Source organism: Corynebacterium sp. HMSC036D02 (genome assembly GCF_001836165.1).
Classification (GTDB): Bacteria; Actinomycetota; Actinomycetes; order Mycobacteriales; family Mycobacteriaceae; genus Corynebacterium.
The window spans coordinates 36,452-50,394 of record NZ_KV827683.1 but is presented as its reverse complement, the minus strand read 5'-3'; the positions used below and the strand labels follow the sequence as shown (position 1 = coordinate 50,394).

Sequence of the window (13,943 nt, the reverse complement as noted above, 5' to 3'; positions counted from 1 at the left end):
CGGGTGCCTACTCTACCGGCGCGTCCTTTCCCGCACCGAATGCCAGCGCGCCCGGCTCCCACGGGGTGACCACGTGCTGGCGGGATAGGTCTTCGATCTTCTTCACGCCGAGCAGCTGGAGGGTGTTCTTGAACTCCTCCGCGAGCAGCTCGATGACGCGGTCGACGCCTTGCTTGCCGCCGGCCATCAACCCGTAGAGGTAAGCGCGGCCGATGAGGACGAAGTCCGCACCCAGAGCCAGCGCAATGGCGATGTCGACGCCGGACATGATGCCGGAGTCGTAGATGATTTCCACGTCCGGGCCCACCTCTGCGCGCACGGCCTCAAGGGCCTGGAGGGTGTTGACCACGCGGTCGAGCTGGCGCCCGCCGTGGGAGGACACCACGATGCCGTCGGCACCAAGGTCAATGACCTTGCGCGCGTCCTCGGGATTGACGATTCCCTTGACGAAGAGCTTGCCCGTCCACTGCTTGCGAATCCACGCCAGGTCCTCGAAGTTGAGGCCTGGGTCGAACATGGTGTTGACAAGCTCGCCCAGGGTGCCGGTGGTCGAGGTCAACGACGCGAAGGTAACTGGGTCCGTGGTGAGAAAGTTGAACCACCACTCGGGGCGCCACGCGGCATCGAAGACCGTGCCGGCGGTCAGGCGCGGCGGGATGCGCATTCCGTTGCGGGTATCGCGCAGGCGCTGGCCCGCCACGGGCGTGTCCACGGTAACCACGAGGGTGTCGTATCCATTGGCGGCAGCGCGCTCGATGAGTTCTTGGCAGGCAGAGTGGTCCTTCCACAGATAAAGCTGGAACCAGCGGCGTCCGCTATTGCCTTGCGACGCCGCGACCTCCTCGACCGAGCGCGTGCCCATCGTGGAGAGCGTAAACGGGATGCCTGCGTCGCGGGCGGCTTGGGAACCAGCGTCCTCGCCTTCGGCATGCATGAAGCGGGTAAAGCCGGTCGGCGCGATGCCGAAGGGCAATGCTGCCGGCTCGCCGGCGATCTCGGTGCCAAGGCTGATGTCGTGCGCGCCGTTGAGCACGTTGGGCATGAGGCGAACATCGCGGAAGAAATCGCGAGATTCCTGGTAGCTAACCTCATCGCGGGCTGCACCATCGACGTAGTCAAAGGCCGCCTTGGGTGTGCGGCGCTTGGCAATCTTGCGCAGGTCCCACACATCAGCGGCCTCTGCCAGGCGGGCAGCCCGGCGGTCGAGGTTGGGTGCTTCGAACCGCATGAGGTTCTTGAGCTCGGACACGTTAGGTAGTTGGCGCTTTAGCCGCATGGAAACAAGACTCCTTTTCTATTGGGCTATCAGCTTTTGAGGTTAGACCCATGAAAAGCCCGTGGGCTAAATGAAGGTGAATATCATTCAGCGGCGTCGGCGGCGCGGGCGGAAGCCGCCTGGGCTTCCCGGTGCAGTCGATGGGCCACCAGACTCAGTGGAATCCTCCGGATCATCGAAGGAAAGCTCCTCCATCGCCTCGGCGGCGCGGCGCCCGCCGCGACGTGCGGGACGGTAAGGCTCGGCGGAGCGCGCGGCTTCTCCAGATTGGCCGTGCTGTCCTGCACGGCCGGAAGAGGCGGTGTGGGCAGATCCAGTAATCCGCACGCCCTTCGGGGTCAGTGCCGCCCCTAGTGTGCGCAGCTCGCCGCCCAGCTTTGATTCGAAGATGGGCCGCCCGTTCGCCTTCTCAATGACCAGCTTGCCCAAGCGCCCAGCGGCCACCAGCTCGTTGAGGCCTGCAAGCACTGCGGCTAGTACCTCGGTGCGCTCGATGCCCTCGGGCAAAGCGTTGAAGAACGTGGTCAAGGTCTTTCCGCCGCGAGTCAGGTGGGCTACGGGCAGGCCATCCATGAGCACCACTAAAGCACCCGCGGCGCGGGTGGGACGGGCCGCTGATTCGCCAGCATCAGCGGGTGGCCAGGACAGCGCCGCGCCATAGGGGTTCGCAGGGTCGGTCGCGGCTAGAACATAAGTCTGCGGCTCGCGGGTACCGGACGGCCAGCCCGTGACATCGGGGGAATCATCCACCCCGCGCAGGCGGTCAATGACCGCAGGCGTGGAGAACTGCGCGGCGCCCAAGCCTTCAATGACATAGCCGCGCATGGCCTTGCCAGATTCCTCAAAACCGGAGAGCACCTTATAAGCCAGGGCGAAACCGCCCAGGACGTCCTCAGCCACCACGGATCCGCGGGTGAGCACGCCGTAGCGGTCCAGCCAGGCCTCGCCGTGCGCGATGGAACGCGACGTGGCATCGGTGGCCGCGGGAACGGACAACGACCACCGCCCCACCACGTCGGGCGCGGTCGGCGTACTCGAGGCATTGTGCGCTTGCGCAAAGGACGTGCGCCCCATGCGCAGGCGCGAGCGCGTTGGCCGACGCCGCGCGCGATGCGCCGCACGCCCGGCGCGCCCACCTGCGGCCAGGTGGGCCCGGATAGGAGCGAAGGAATCGGGGCTGACCAGACCTGCTTCCACCAAGCCCCAGAGCGCCTCCCGGACCTCCTCGGGTGTGCCGCTCAGCTGCGGTTGAATATCGGAGATGAGGTAGCTACCGCCGCCCTGCAAAGCCTCCAGCAGCTGGGTTTGCAGCATGGACAAGCCCACCTCCTCCGCAGAGATCTGCGGGGCGAGCTGCGCGGCATAATCCACCGGCAGCAGCATGATCCACGGGTCGTTGGAGCCGGCCTTGCCCGCGCCCACGATGAGAACCTCGCCGCTGGCGGTGAGCTCATCGAGCATCGTCGGCGAATAATCCCCGACGCGCGCAGGAAGGATGAGGCTCTCCCAGGCCGAGGCCGGCAGGCGCACGCCGGCCAGCTGCTCGATGACGGCGAAGACGCCGTCCACCCCGCGCAGCACTGGGCGCCGGCCCACCGCCGCCACCTGTTGCCAATCCGGCAGGAAGCGCCCGAAGGCCGCGGGAGAAACAGGCTGCGTGGCAGCTCGGGCAGCCGCCAGCGAGCGCGAGCGGATGACCTTGAGCACCTCCGCCGCGCAGTACTCCTGCTCCTCCACGCCCTGGCGGTAGTGCCCCGCCAGGATGGAATCCAGCCCATTCAGCGTCGAGTGCGCCACCGCGGCTGACAGGCCAAAAGCTTCCTGCACATCGCGCGCCACAAAGGGCCCGCGCGTGCGCGCCCAGCGGCTAACCAGCTGATCGACGGCATCGGTAATCGTGGCCTGCTGTGCAGGAATACCGGGCGGAACGGGGATGCCGAGACCGTCGCGAAGCAGCGGCGCATCGAGCGCTTGCGCCACGTGCTCGCGGCCGTTGATGCGCACCCGCATAATGCGTGCACCGAGCGCATCGAGTGCGCTGAGTGGCACCGTGGCGTGCGCACCGAATTCCTCGACCGGGATGGGGCCGAGCACGCGCAGCAGGTCCGCGACCTCCTCAGTGGTGCGCGCCTGACGTTCCGGAGTGGTGCGCTGCAGCTGGGCGTGGACTTCGGCGATGATGGAGCCGTCGAGAAGCTCGCGCAGCTCCACCGTGCCCAACAGCTTCGCCAACAGCGCCGAGTCCAATGCCAAGGCCGCTGCGCGCTTTTCCGCTAGGGGCGAGTCCCCCTCGTACATGAACGCGCCGGTGTAGTTGAACAGCAGCGAGGACGCGAAAGGCGAAGGCTGCTCCGTGGTGACCTCCGCGATGCGCACGCGGCGGTGCGCCAGCTCCCGCATGACCTCCGTGAGCGCCGGCAGGTCATAGACATCCTGCACGCACTCGCGCACGGTCTCCAGGATGATGGGGAACGAGGGGTAGTTGCGGGCGACGTCGAGAAGCTGCTCCGCGCGCTGGCGTTGCTGCCACAAGGGCGCGCGCTTGCCCGGGTTACGCCGCGGCAGAAGCAGCGCACGCGCCGCGCACTCCCTAAACCGGGAAGCAAAGAGCGCGGAGTTTCCCACCTGCTCGGTGACAATGTCGGCGATCTCATCGGCGTCGAAAAGAAAGAGCGCTGCATCCGGGTCCGCCTCCCCCTGCGGCAGGCGCAGCACGATGCCATCATCGCCCGCCACCGCCTGCGCATCCATCCCGGTGCGCTCCGCCACGCGCTGCCCCACCGCCAGCGCCCACGCCGCATTCACCGGCCGACCAAACGGGGTGTGCAGCAGCACGCGCCAATCCCCCAGCTCATCCGTGAAGCGCTCCAGCAGCAGCGTCTTCTCATCCGGGATGAGCCCGGTGGCCTCGTTCTGCTCGTGCAGGTAGGCGGCGATGTTACGCCGGGCGCGCTCATCAGCGTCGCGCACCACGGACGGATCCGCGTATGCCTCTCTCCGGAATGCGCCCAACGCCTTGCCCAGCTCATACGGCCGCCCCGCGGAGTCACCATTCCAGAAAGGCAAACGCCCCGTGTGCCCCGGCGCGGGTGTCACCAGCACCTGGTCGCGCGTAATCTCCTCCACGCGCCAGCTCGTCGCGCCAAGCGTAAAGATATCCCCCACCCGGGTTTCATAGACCATTTCCTCATCGAGCTCGCCCACGCGGCGCGGCGATTTCTCCTCGCCGCCCACGAGGAACACCCCAAACATGCCGCGGTCCGGGATGGTGCCGCCGTTGGTCACCGCCACGCGCTGCGCGCCGGGGCGCGGAGTGAGCACGCCCGTCACGCGGTCATAGACCACCCGCGGCTTCAGCTCAGCAAAGTCCGTCGAGGGGTACACACCACTGACCAGGTCCAGCACGGAGTCGAAGACCTCGCGCGCCAGGTCCTTATAGGGCCAGGCGCGGCGCACGGTTTCGTACCAAGCGTCGGCCTCGAGTCCCTCACTCGTGCCCGCGCTTGCCGACGCCACCACCGCCGCCACCGTCTGCTGTGCCAAGACATCCAAAGGGTTGCGCGGGGAGTGCATCTCTTCGATGAGGCCCTCCTCCATGCGGGCGACGGTGAGTGCTGATTGCACGAGGTCCGCGCGGTGCTTGGGATAGAAGGAGCCATGAGAGACCGCGCCCACGGAGTGCCCGGCGCGGCCCACGCGCTGCAGGCCCGAGGCCACCGACGGCGGGGATTCCACCTGCACCACCAGCTCCACCGCACCCATGTCGATGCCCAGCTCCAGGGAGCTCGTGGCCACCACGGCCTTGAGGGTTCCCTCTTTGAGCATGGTCTCCGTCAGCGCGCGCTCGTCCTTGGATACCGAACCGTGGTGCGCACGAGCGATGACGGCCGGGGCCTTCCCGGCGACGTCGACCTGCTTCATCAGCTGGGCTGGGTCGCGCCGGGTGGCCGGGCTCAAGGACTCCGGGTCGTGCTCCTGGGCATAAAGCTCGTTGAGCCGGCTGGTGAGCCGCTCGGCGGTGCGGCGCGAGTTGACGAAGACGAGGGTGGAGCGGTGCTCCATGACTTCGGCGTAGAGCTCTTCCTCGATGAAGGGCCAGATGGACTTCGCCGTGGGCAGGGCGGAGTCTCCTGCCCCGCCTTCTTCCTTGCGATACGCGTGCACGCGCATCGCATCCTGGGGGCCTTCGGTGATGCCAAGGGGGTCGTCGACAGTCGCCTCCCCGATGGGCGAGCCCTGCTCCGGGGTGGGCAGGTCCGACATGTCCTCGACCGGCACGTGGACGTCGAGCTGCCATCGCTTCTTCGCCGGTGGCGCGATGATGTCCACGGGACGGTCGCCGCCCAAAAAGTTGGCGACGGCACTCAGCGGACGCACCGTCGCCGACAATCCAATGCGTTGAAATTCCCCGGCGATGAGCCCGAGGCGCTCCAAAGTCAGCGCCAGGTGCACGCCGCGTTTGGTACCGGCCAGGGCGTGGATCTCATCGATGATGACGGTATCCACGGTCTTCAAAATCCCCGCCGCCTTGGAGGTGAGCATCAAGTAAGCCGATTCCGGCGTGGTGATGAGGATGTCCGGTGGCTTGCGCACCTGCCGAGCACGCTCTGCCTGCGGGGTATCCCCGGAGCGCACGCCAACGGTAATATCCGGCACCTCCAGGCCCAGCCGTTCGGCGGTGCGGGCAATGCCGTTGAGCGGGGCGCGCAGATTGTTCTCCACGTCCACGCCCAGGGCCTTGAGAGGTGAGATATACAGCACTCTCACGCCGGCATGAGCGCCCTCGCGGGAGGGCTCATTGCTCAGCGGCAGCGCGGTCTGGCCTTCGCGCTCCACCAAGGAATTCAAAGCCCACAGGAAAGCCGCGAGCGTCTTACCGGAACCGGTTGGTGCTACAACCAGTGCGTTCGCGCCGCCGGAAATCGCCTTCCACGCCTGCTCTTGGACCGGGGTGGGGGCGGCGAAAACGTCCTGGAACCAACCGGCCACCTGCGGGCGGAACTTCGCCAGAACGTTTTTAGACATGCCCTACTGTATCGCGCGCGCTAATCTGGTCACTATGACCGTTGAGATTTCTGATTCCCGTCTAACCAACTCCCTCGCCGATGGCTGTGGCGAGATCCTCAAAGGCGTGCGCAACGGTGGCCTGCTGCGCGGCTTGGCGCTGGGTGATGCCGGCGATGAAGCCGCTCAGGAATGGATCGCCCGCGTCCTTGAGCAGCACCGCCCACAGGACGGCGTCCTGTCGGAGGAGGCCGCCGATGATTTGAGCCGTTTGAAGAAGGACCGCGTGTGGATCATTGACCCGCTCGACGGCACCAAGGAGTTCGCTACCGGCCGACAGGACTGGGCCGTCCACATCGCGCTGGTAGAAAACGGCACCCCGATCCACGCGGCCGTCGGAATGCCGGACATGGGCGTGACCTTTAAGTCCTCCGATGTGCGCGCGGTAACGGGCCCGCTGTCCAAGAAGTTCGTGGTTTCCCGCAACCGCCCGCCAAAGGTTGCGGGTTATGTCGCGGAGAAGATGGGCTTTGAAACTGTCGGCGCGGGCTCCGCGGGCGCGAAGGCCATCCATGTGCTCTTGGGTGACTATGATGCCTATATCCACGCCGGTGGCCAGTACGAGTGGGACCAGGCCGCCCCGGTGGGCGTGGCCCTAGCTGCGGGCCTCCACTGCTCGCGTCTGGACGGCTCCCCCATCAAGTTCAATAACGAAGACACCTTCATCCCGGATCTGCTGATCTGCCGCCCGGAGCTAGCAGACGAGATTCTGGAGCACGCCGCCGCCTACGCGGAGGCCAACGGCGGTTACTAGGTTTCTTGTGCGGCGTTCCCCTCCTACGCAGCGCCGCTAAGTCAAATTCCCAACTCGTCTGCAAGACGAGAGACCATTCGAGCATTTAATTCGTGGTGGTCATGCAGCGTGTCTTTGCCGAGGTATCCAAATACCTCGGCATTTATTACGCCAATAATACTTATCCACGCTTCAAGCGCCTTTTCCATGACGTCAGCGGAAAGTTCTACATCAAGCTCATCAGCGGCTGCGGCAAGGTCGCGCGAGAACTGAGAGGAACGCGGTTCTAACTGTTCAACCGAGGCCTCAGTTAACAACTCGGCCAGACGCCGACTAACTTTTGTACCCGCGACCGTAGTCTCTGAAGCTGGCGCTTCGTATCCAATGATGGGCGTGCCATAAATTAGCGCCCACCTTTGAGGAAACTCCAAAGCCCACGCCCTCATAGCAAACACAAGGCGCAGAAATCTGTCCCGCGTCTCAGTAGCCTCACCGATTCCCCGCACAACGGCATCATCAAGTGCTTCAAACGCATCAACGATCAGCATCGTTAATAGGTGGGCCCTGTCGGGCACATAGCGGTAGATACCCGAAGAAACTATCCCCAAATCACGTGCAATTGCACGAAGATTCAAGGCTTCTGGGCCGCCTTTATCAAGCTGCTCCCACCCTACCTCAACAATGCGCAACATCGTCTGTTCGCGAGCACGCGCTCTTGGGGTCATTGACATATAGAAACTATATCAACAAGAAAGAGAGCACTGCTCTTGAATCTGAATAACTGCAATTATAGAATTAGAGAGCACTAGTCACTATTTAGAGCAGAGGTCACCTAATGCATTTTCTCATCACCGGGGCAGGCCCCGTGGGCCGATCACTTTCACGCGAACTCACCAAAAGAGGGCACACATGCACAATCATGACGCGGCGGCAGCCCCATTTCGCCGCCAGTGGGAACGTGCAGTTCAAGAAAGGCGATGCAACACACAGTGACGCCTACCCAGAACAGATCGACGGAATTGCCCACTGCATCCATGCCCCATACGACGCACAAAAGTGGCGCGACCTGCTCATTCCAGCTGAAGAAACCGTGCTAGAGGTAGCCGCCCAACGGGGCATCCCCGTTGTCTTTCCCGAATCGATGTATGGATTCGACCAGACTTACGAGGTAATTTCGCCTGACACGCCCCTCACCCGATCCCACAATGGTAAACCCAGTGTTCGAGCGACCCTAATCGAGAACCGCTTAGCCTCTCCCTCGCGCACTACCTCGGTAATCGCGGCCGATCTGTACGGACCAGATGCCGGCCCCGGATGCGTTTACCATCAGCTCATCATCGGGAAGAAGCGTCCCCTTGCTCTTTTTAACGCACACGCTAAACACTCGGTCACGTACCTTCCCGACTTCGCCCGTGCGCTAGCTGACGCACTACTGGACGAATCGACACCTCCTATAGTTTCCACGCCTTGCGCGCCCGCGCTCACCCAAGCTGAATTTGCTCGAAGCGCCGGATGCCAACACTCCCCCATCACGATTCGCCCATGGATGCTGAAGCTAGGTGGCATTGTCAGCACGGACCTGCGAGGCCTACAAGAAATGAGATACCTGTGGGACCGTCCCTCCATTCTTACCGGAGCTAAGTCCTCATGGCAGGCGACCCCAACCGACGAAGCATTAAAGGCTATTCATCAAGCTCAGTCGGCGTAGTGACAAATCCAACAACTAGTAGCCCTACCTCACTACCTAAGACTTTTTGAACGCTCTACACTTGGACGTCATGAGTGAAACTCCCACTGCTTCTTCATCCCTCAAAACACCGTACGAGGACCTCCTGCGCCGTGTCCTCGAAGATGGCGCACCCAAGGGCGACCGCACTGGCACCGGCACCCTCTCCCTGTTCGGTGCCCAACTTCGCTATAACCTGGCGGAGTCTTTTCCCCTGCTGACCACCAAGAAGGTCTACTTCCACGGCGTGATTGGTGAGCTGCTGTGGTTCCTGCGCGGCGACTCCAACGTAAAGTGGCTGCAGGAGAACAAGGTCCGCATCTGGAACGAGTGGGCCGATGAGGACGGTGAGCTGGGCCCTGTCTACGGCGTGCAGTGGCGCTCCTGGCCCACTCCGGATGGCCGGCACATCGACCAGATCCAGGTCGCCCTGGACACGCTCAAGAACAACCCGGACTCGCGCCGCAACCTGGTCTCCGCGTGGAACGTCTCTGAGCTGGACAAGATGGCGCTCATGCCCTGCCATCTGCTTTTCCAGCTCTATGTCGCTGACGGCAAGCTCTCCATGCAGGTCTACCAGCGCTCGGCAGACATGTTCTTGGGAGTGCCCTTCAACTTGGCTTCCTATGCCGCGCTGACCCACATGTTTGCCCAGCAAGCAGGTTTAGAGGTAGGCGAGCTCATCTGGACCGGCGGAGATTGCCACATCTACAACGACCACATCGAGCAGGTTAAGGAGCAGCTCTCCCGCGAGCCCCGCGAGTACCCGCAGCTCAAGCTCCACAAGTCTGAGAGCCTCTTTGACTATGACTTCAAGGATTTTGAGGCCATCGGCTACGACCCCCACCCCACCATCAAGGCACAGGTGTCGGTCTAATGCTGGGCGCAATCTGGGCCCAGTCCCTCGACGGGGTCATCGGTGACGGCGTGGTCATGCCTTGGCACGTGCCGGAGGACCTGAAGCACTTCAAAGAAGTGACCATGGGCGCGCCTGTCATCATGGGCCGCAAGACGTGGGAATCCCTCAACCCCAAGTTCCGCCCACTTCCGGGCCGGGACAACATCGTGCTGTCCAGCCATGAACCCGGCGAGTGGTCTGCGGGCGCCACCGTGGTGGATAACCTCGATGCCGCGCTTGATGCCACGCCTGGCGACGCCTGGATTATCGGCGGCGGCCAACTCTACAACTCCGCTCTCGACCGCGTGGACACCATAGAGCTCACCCTCATGGGTGTGCAGGTCGGCGATGCCTACGGCGACGATGCCGTGCACGCCCCCTCCGTACCGGATGAGTTCAGCTTGTCTGCCGATAGCGACTGGCTGACCTCACAGTCCGGACACCTCACCATCCCCGGCCAGCCGCCTAGCGAGCTGCCGATGAAATACCGTTTCCTCACCTACGACAGAAAGGCTGCTGCCTAATGAGCACTAACGTTGCCGCTCCCGAAACCACTGAGCACGTCACCATCTTCTTTGCCGACTGGTGCCCGTTCTGCCAGCGCCTCATTTCCGCACTCAACCGCACGGAGACCCCGCACGCGCTTGTCGACGCCGAAGCCGAAGGCACCGAAGACATCAACGCGTGGATTGAGTCCGTCAACGACGGCAACCGCATCGTGCCCACCGTCCTCTACTCCGACGGCACCCACGCCACCAATCCCGCTGCTAGCGAGGTCCGCGCCAAGTACGCGGAGCTGGCCAGCGAATAAGCCCCCCGCAGCCAGCGCGACCAAAGGCCACGCGTTTACCGCCGCCCTAAGCAGGGCTGCTAGTCTTACCTAGGTGCGCAACGCACCCCCTGCCCCAGTAGCTCAGGGGATAGAGCACGGCTCTCCTAAAGCCGGTGTCGGAGGTTCGAATCCTCTCTGGGGCACGCTGTGAAGTCTCGAGACATCGTTCCGGTCGGTGTCTCGAAATTTTTTGTTTTTAGTTGCCCCGTTGGGGTTGAGTTCGTTGTCTTTCTTGTTGTAATAGATCTTTTCCTCGGTGCGTGTGTAGGCGGCGATTTGTGCCCCGGTGGCGGTTATTTTGATGTCGACGTGGTTGTCGACGCAGACCATGGTGATGGGTTCTCCGCCCCATCGGCGTCCGATGTAGAGGCGGCGTAGTTTGTCGCCCCATCGCAGTGCTGTCTTGCCGTTCGTGCCTACTTTGTCGGTGCGTAGTCGGTAGTCGTGCTCTGGTTTGATGTCCGCTTATCTGCATTCGCCCCCATTAAGGGTGAACCTTCAGATCAATACTAGAAATAGTTTATAAACAGTATTATATGTATTAGGCAAGCCTTACCTTGCCTGATTTTCATGAATCGAGGTTTACTATGACCAAACAGTCCTCTACGCCCGCACGGAGTACAAGCTCATCCAGTGGGTCGACGGCACGTTTAAACACCAAAGATCTCATCAACGCTGGCATCTTTGCTGCACTTTACTTTGTAATCACCTTTATAAGCGGAATGATTGGATTCGCAGGACCACAATTCATGTTTATTGGATGGTTTATCGCGGCAATCGCAAACGGAATCGTGCTAGCGCTTTATGCCGTCCGCACGTCCAAAATGGGTGCTTTCACCCTCGTCGGTGGTATTAACGGATTAGCATTCATGCTCACCGGACACTACTTCTGGACCTTGCTGGGAAGCATAATTCTTGGGTTTATCGCAGATTTGATTATTACAAAAAGCCACCTCAGTATTGCCAAGTCCTTCCCTATTGCCTACGGCATCTTCTGTGTCTGGATTTCTTTGCCTTTTATCCCGCTAATTCTGGATACGGACTCATACTACGTCGATATCGCAGACCAAATGGGTCAAGAATACGCCGATGCTATGTCGGATATCTTCCAGCCATGGACCATTGGAGTACTGGCCATTTGTGCGCTCATCGTCGGCTTTATCGGAGGAAAGGTCGGAGTTCGCGTCAGCCGCAAACACTTTGAAAGCGCTGGTCTCCTGTGAGCCTGCAAAAACAGGGCGTGCTTCGTCGATCTTCGATCGATCCACGGACCGTGCTGCTTTCTGTTCTAGTAATCAATGCGGTAGCTCTCAGCCACGGCCACCTACCGACACTGCTGATTTCTATCGCCTTCAGCTCCATCGCACTAGCTACAGTAAAGCCACACTATGGTCTTATATGTCTGTTCGCTTTTGCATTATCCTATCTAGGGTATTGGGGCCTATTACAGCTTCCTGGCTCCACATTTTTCGCTTTTTCAGCGGCAATTTTTTCGTGGCTAAGCCGTTTTGTCATCAGCATGTCCATCGGCGCATTCGGCTTGCTCACTCTCACACCATCCACGTTGACCTCAGCACTGCGGGACCTGCGTTTACCAGGCTGGGTCACCATTCCACCGGCGGTATTCCTGCGCGTTTTGCCGATCATCGTGGCAGAAGCCAAAGCCATCCGCGATGCCATGGTCCTTCGGGGTCTCCAGCCTGGAGTAAAAAGCTGGATCACACAGCCCACACAATCGTCCGCGATGCTGATCATCCCCCTATTAGGCGCCGTCGTCCGCGCTGGTGATGAGCTCGCTGCCTCTGCTCTTGTCCGCGGATTGGGAGGCCCCACACGCCCAACCACCACCGCCGATCTTTCCTTCAAGCTTGTCGATGCAACTGCACTAGCTGGGTTGGGCCTCATTGTTGCCTCTGTCTGGCTCCCCACGGAGGTCCACTTATGAACGAACGCAGTATCGCAACCAGTGTAAACGCCCACAACGCTTCTTTTACATATCCATTGGGCGCTCGGCCAGGCATTCAAGGTGTATCTGATGTGTCTTTTTCTGTCTCTCCAGGACAGTGTCTACTGATTACCGGTGATTCCGGATCGGGAAAGTCCACGGTACTCAAGTTGATCAACGGACTCATCCCCCATTTCAATCCAGGAGAGCTACTAGGCACCATCACTATTATAAAGGATGACCAGGCTTTTAACCCTGCGGAAGAACCGCTGTCCCGAGCCATCGAGTTCAGCGCCTCAGTATTCCAGAATCCAAGGACACAATTTTTCACTGAAAGCGTCAATGCAGAATTGGCCTTCGGGCTAGAAAACCTTGGTGTAGATCCCAAAGAAATTGAGTCGAGGATTCAATCAGCGGTCGAGCTACTAGGCATTAAGGATCTTCGGGGCCGGCGATTCAAAGAATTATCCGGTGGGCAGTTACAAACCGTGGCATGCGCATGCGCGCTTGTGTCCCCGGGCAGTCTCGTGCTTCTCGATGAACCCACGTCCAATCTCTCCATGGAAAGCATCGATATTCTTGCACGCGTGCTACACCGCTTGAAGGAATTAGGCACAACGATCATTATCGCTGATCACCGTCTCTTTTTCTTAAAAGATATCGCTGACCAAGTTATTTACTTGACTCAGGGAAAAATAACGCGGAGTTTCCGCGCTCAGGAGTTTTATGCCTTAGACGAACCCGAACGCAAACAATTGGGGCTACGCAGCTTACACCATGTTCCCCTGCCCGCGAGCGTGCCGGTACCACCCACGCTCGAAAACGCCGATCCCCAGCGGAGCGGACTCGAGCTAAGCAACATCTGTTTTTCTTATGGCGCACATGAGGTGTTAAACATTGACCACGCATTTTTCCCCAGCGGCGAAGTCACCGCCTTAATCGGGCCCAACGGCGCTGGAAAAACCACCCTCGCCAGGATCATTTGTGGTCTTGCTTCTCCCAAACGCGGCGGTAGTCTCCGTTTGAACAGCAAACGAGTAGGAGCGGCTGCCCGCAGACGTGCCGCGTATATGGTGATGCAAGATGTTGGCCGCCAATTATTCGCAGCCACCACCGAAGAAGAAGTCACGCTCGGACTGGCAAAGAAGAAGCGGGACCACATCGATGTCAATGAGATTCTCCATCGCCTCGATCTGGCAGGAATGGCCCAACGGCATCCGCAGTCTCTGTCCGGTGGGCAACGGCAACGCTTAGCCATAGCTTCAGCCCAAGCCGAGCAAGCAGCGATCTACATCTTCGATGAACCTACCTCTGGCGTGGGCTGGCGCCAACTGCAATCCATCTCTGCGCTACTTCGATCTCTTGCAGCAAGCGGAGCAGTGGTCATCGTCATCACCCATGACCACGAATTCATCCAAGAATCAGTCACCAGAATCATCGATATGACTGACATCAACAAGAATTGAGAA

General features: G+C 60.9%; 11 protein-coding genes, 1 tRNA gene and 1 pseudogene. 9 read left to right on the top strand and 4 right to left on the bottom strand.

Annotated features, from left to right (window positions below; all coding sequences use genetic code 11):
* Positions 1-7: 7 nt before the first annotated feature.
* Positions 8-1,276, bottom strand: a complete 1,269-nt coding sequence (locus HMPREF2743_RS07400; protein WP_070529400.1) for an alpha-hydroxy acid oxidase — start codon at positions 1,274-1,276, stop codon at positions 8-10.
* A gap of 87 nt (positions 1,277-1,363) precedes the next feature.
* Positions 1,364-6,301, bottom strand: a complete 4,938-nt coding sequence (locus tag HMPREF2743_RS07395; protein ID WP_070818497.1) for an Lhr family ATP-dependent helicase — start codon at positions 6,299-6,301, stop codon at positions 1,364-1,366.
* Positions 6,302-6,335: 34 nt separating this feature from the next.
* On the opposite strand from HMPREF2743_RS07395, the gene HMPREF2743_RS07390 reads away from it, so the two are divergent.
* Entirely contained in the window at positions 6,336-7,094 is a 759-nt protein-coding gene (locus HMPREF2743_RS07390) for a 3'(2'),5'-bisphosphate nucleotidase CysQ (RefSeq protein ID WP_186312204.1), read from the top strand.
* Positions 7,095-7,135: 41 nt separating this feature from the next.
* On the opposite strand, the gene HMPREF2743_RS07385 is transcribed toward HMPREF2743_RS07390, so the two are convergent.
* Positions 7,136-7,804, bottom strand: a complete 669-nt coding sequence (locus tag HMPREF2743_RS07385) for a TetR/AcrR family transcriptional regulator (protein ID WP_070818496.1) — start codon at positions 7,802-7,804, stop codon at positions 7,136-7,138.
* 104 nt (positions 7,805-7,908) lie between these two features.
* On the opposite strand from HMPREF2743_RS07385, the gene HMPREF2743_RS07380 reads away from it, so the two are divergent.
* The 5 genes from HMPREF2743_RS07380 (at position 7,909) to HMPREF2743_RS07360 (ending at position 10,672) form a co-directional block, all read left to right on the top strand.
* A complete protein-coding gene (locus tag HMPREF2743_RS07380; RefSeq protein ID WP_070818495.1) occupies positions 7,909-8,781 on the top strand; it encodes an NAD-dependent epimerase/dehydratase family protein in 873 nt (290 codons plus the stop codon).
* Between the two features lie 70 nt (positions 8,782-8,851).
* Positions 8,852-9,676 (top strand): thymidylate synthase, encoded by an 825-nt coding sequence (locus tag HMPREF2743_RS07375; RefSeq protein WP_070818494.1) that lies wholly within the window; start codon positions 8,852-8,854, stop codon positions 9,674-9,676.
* Entirely contained in the window at positions 9,676-10,221 is a 546-nt protein-coding gene (locus tag HMPREF2743_RS07370; RefSeq protein ID WP_070710656.1) for a dihydrofolate reductase, read from the top strand. The genes HMPREF2743_RS07375 and HMPREF2743_RS07370 overlap by 1 nt, the downstream gene beginning before the upstream one ends.
* Positions 10,221-10,508 carry a glutaredoxin domain-containing protein gene (locus HMPREF2743_RS07365; protein WP_070710655.1) on the top strand — a complete coding sequence of 96 codons (288 nt, stop codon included), beginning with the start codon at positions 10,221-10,223 and terminating at the stop codon, positions 10,506-10,508. The genes HMPREF2743_RS07370 and HMPREF2743_RS07365 overlap by 1 nt, the downstream gene beginning before the upstream one ends.
* A 91-nt stretch (positions 10,509-10,599) precedes the next feature.
* Positions 10,600-10,672: transfer RNA gene (locus HMPREF2743_RS07360), tRNA-Arg, on the top strand.
* Positions 10,673-10,715: 43 nt separating this feature from the next.
* Here the strand turns inward: HMPREF2743_RS07360 and HMPREF2743_RS12475 are convergent.
* Positions 10,716-10,976, bottom strand: a pseudogene (locus HMPREF2743_RS12475) (IS481 family transposase); the annotation flags it as partial.
* Between the two features lie 140 nt (positions 10,977-11,116).
* On the opposite strand from HMPREF2743_RS12475, the gene HMPREF2743_RS07350 reads away from it, so the two are divergent.
* The 3 genes from HMPREF2743_RS07350 to HMPREF2743_RS07340 are packed head-to-tail and all read left to right on the top strand — an operon-like array spanning position 11,117 to position 13,940.
* Positions 11,117-11,752 (top strand): MptD family putative ECF transporter S component, encoded by a 636-nt coding sequence (locus HMPREF2743_RS07350; RefSeq protein ID WP_070818493.1) that lies wholly within the window; start codon positions 11,117-11,119, stop codon positions 11,750-11,752.
* Positions 11,749-12,474 (top strand): energy-coupling factor transporter transmembrane component T family protein, encoded by a 726-nt coding sequence (locus tag HMPREF2743_RS07345; protein WP_070818492.1) that lies wholly within the window; start codon positions 11,749-11,751, stop codon positions 12,472-12,474. The genes HMPREF2743_RS07350 and HMPREF2743_RS07345 overlap by 4 nt, the downstream gene beginning before the upstream one ends.
* A complete protein-coding gene (locus HMPREF2743_RS07340) occupies positions 12,471-13,940 on the top strand; it encodes an ABC transporter ATP-binding protein (RefSeq protein ID WP_070818491.1) in 1,470 nt (489 codons plus the stop codon). Before HMPREF2743_RS07345 ends, HMPREF2743_RS07340 begins: the two co-directional genes overlap by 4 nt.
* The last annotated feature ends 3 nt before the right edge of the window (positions 13,941-13,943 follow it).

Excerpts from the sequence above, each read along its gene's own strand:
- HMPREF2743_RS07400 (WP_070529400.1), bottom strand. The coding sequence starts at position 1,276 with ATGCGGCTAAAGCGCCAACTACCTAACGTGTCCGAGCTCAAGAACCTC.
- HMPREF2743_RS07395 (WP_070818497.1), bottom strand. The coding sequence starts at position 6,301 with ATGTCTAAAAACGTTCTGGCGAAGTTCCGCCCGCAGGTGGCCGGTTGG.
- HMPREF2743_RS07390 (WP_186312204.1), top strand. The coding sequence starts at position 6,336 with ATGACCGTTGAGATTTCTGATTCCCGTCTAACCAACTCCCTCGCCGAT.
- HMPREF2743_RS07385 (WP_070818496.1), bottom strand. The coding sequence starts at position 7,804 with ATGTCAATGACCCCAAGAGCGCGTGCTCGCGAACAGACGATGTTGCGC.
- HMPREF2743_RS07380 (WP_070818495.1), top strand. The coding sequence starts at position 7,909 with ATGCATTTTCTCATCACCGGGGCAGGCCCCGTGGGCCGATCACTTTCA.
- HMPREF2743_RS07375 (WP_070818494.1), top strand. The coding sequence starts at position 8,852 with ATGAGTGAAACTCCCACTGCTTCTTCATCCCTCAAAACACCGTACGAG.
- HMPREF2743_RS07370 (WP_070710656.1), top strand. The coding sequence starts at position 9,676 with ATGCTGGGCGCAATCTGGGCCCAGTCCCTCGACGGGGTCATCGGTGAC.
- HMPREF2743_RS07365 (WP_070710655.1), top strand. The coding sequence starts at position 10,221 with ATGAGCACTAACGTTGCCGCTCCCGAAACCACTGAGCACGTCACCATC.
- HMPREF2743_RS07350 (WP_070818493.1), top strand. The coding sequence starts at position 11,117 with ATGACCAAACAGTCCTCTACGCCCGCACGGAGTACAAGCTCATCCAGT.
- HMPREF2743_RS07340 (WP_070818491.1), top strand. The coding sequence starts at position 12,471 with ATGAACGAACGCAGTATCGCAACCAGTGTAAACGCCCACAACGCTTCT.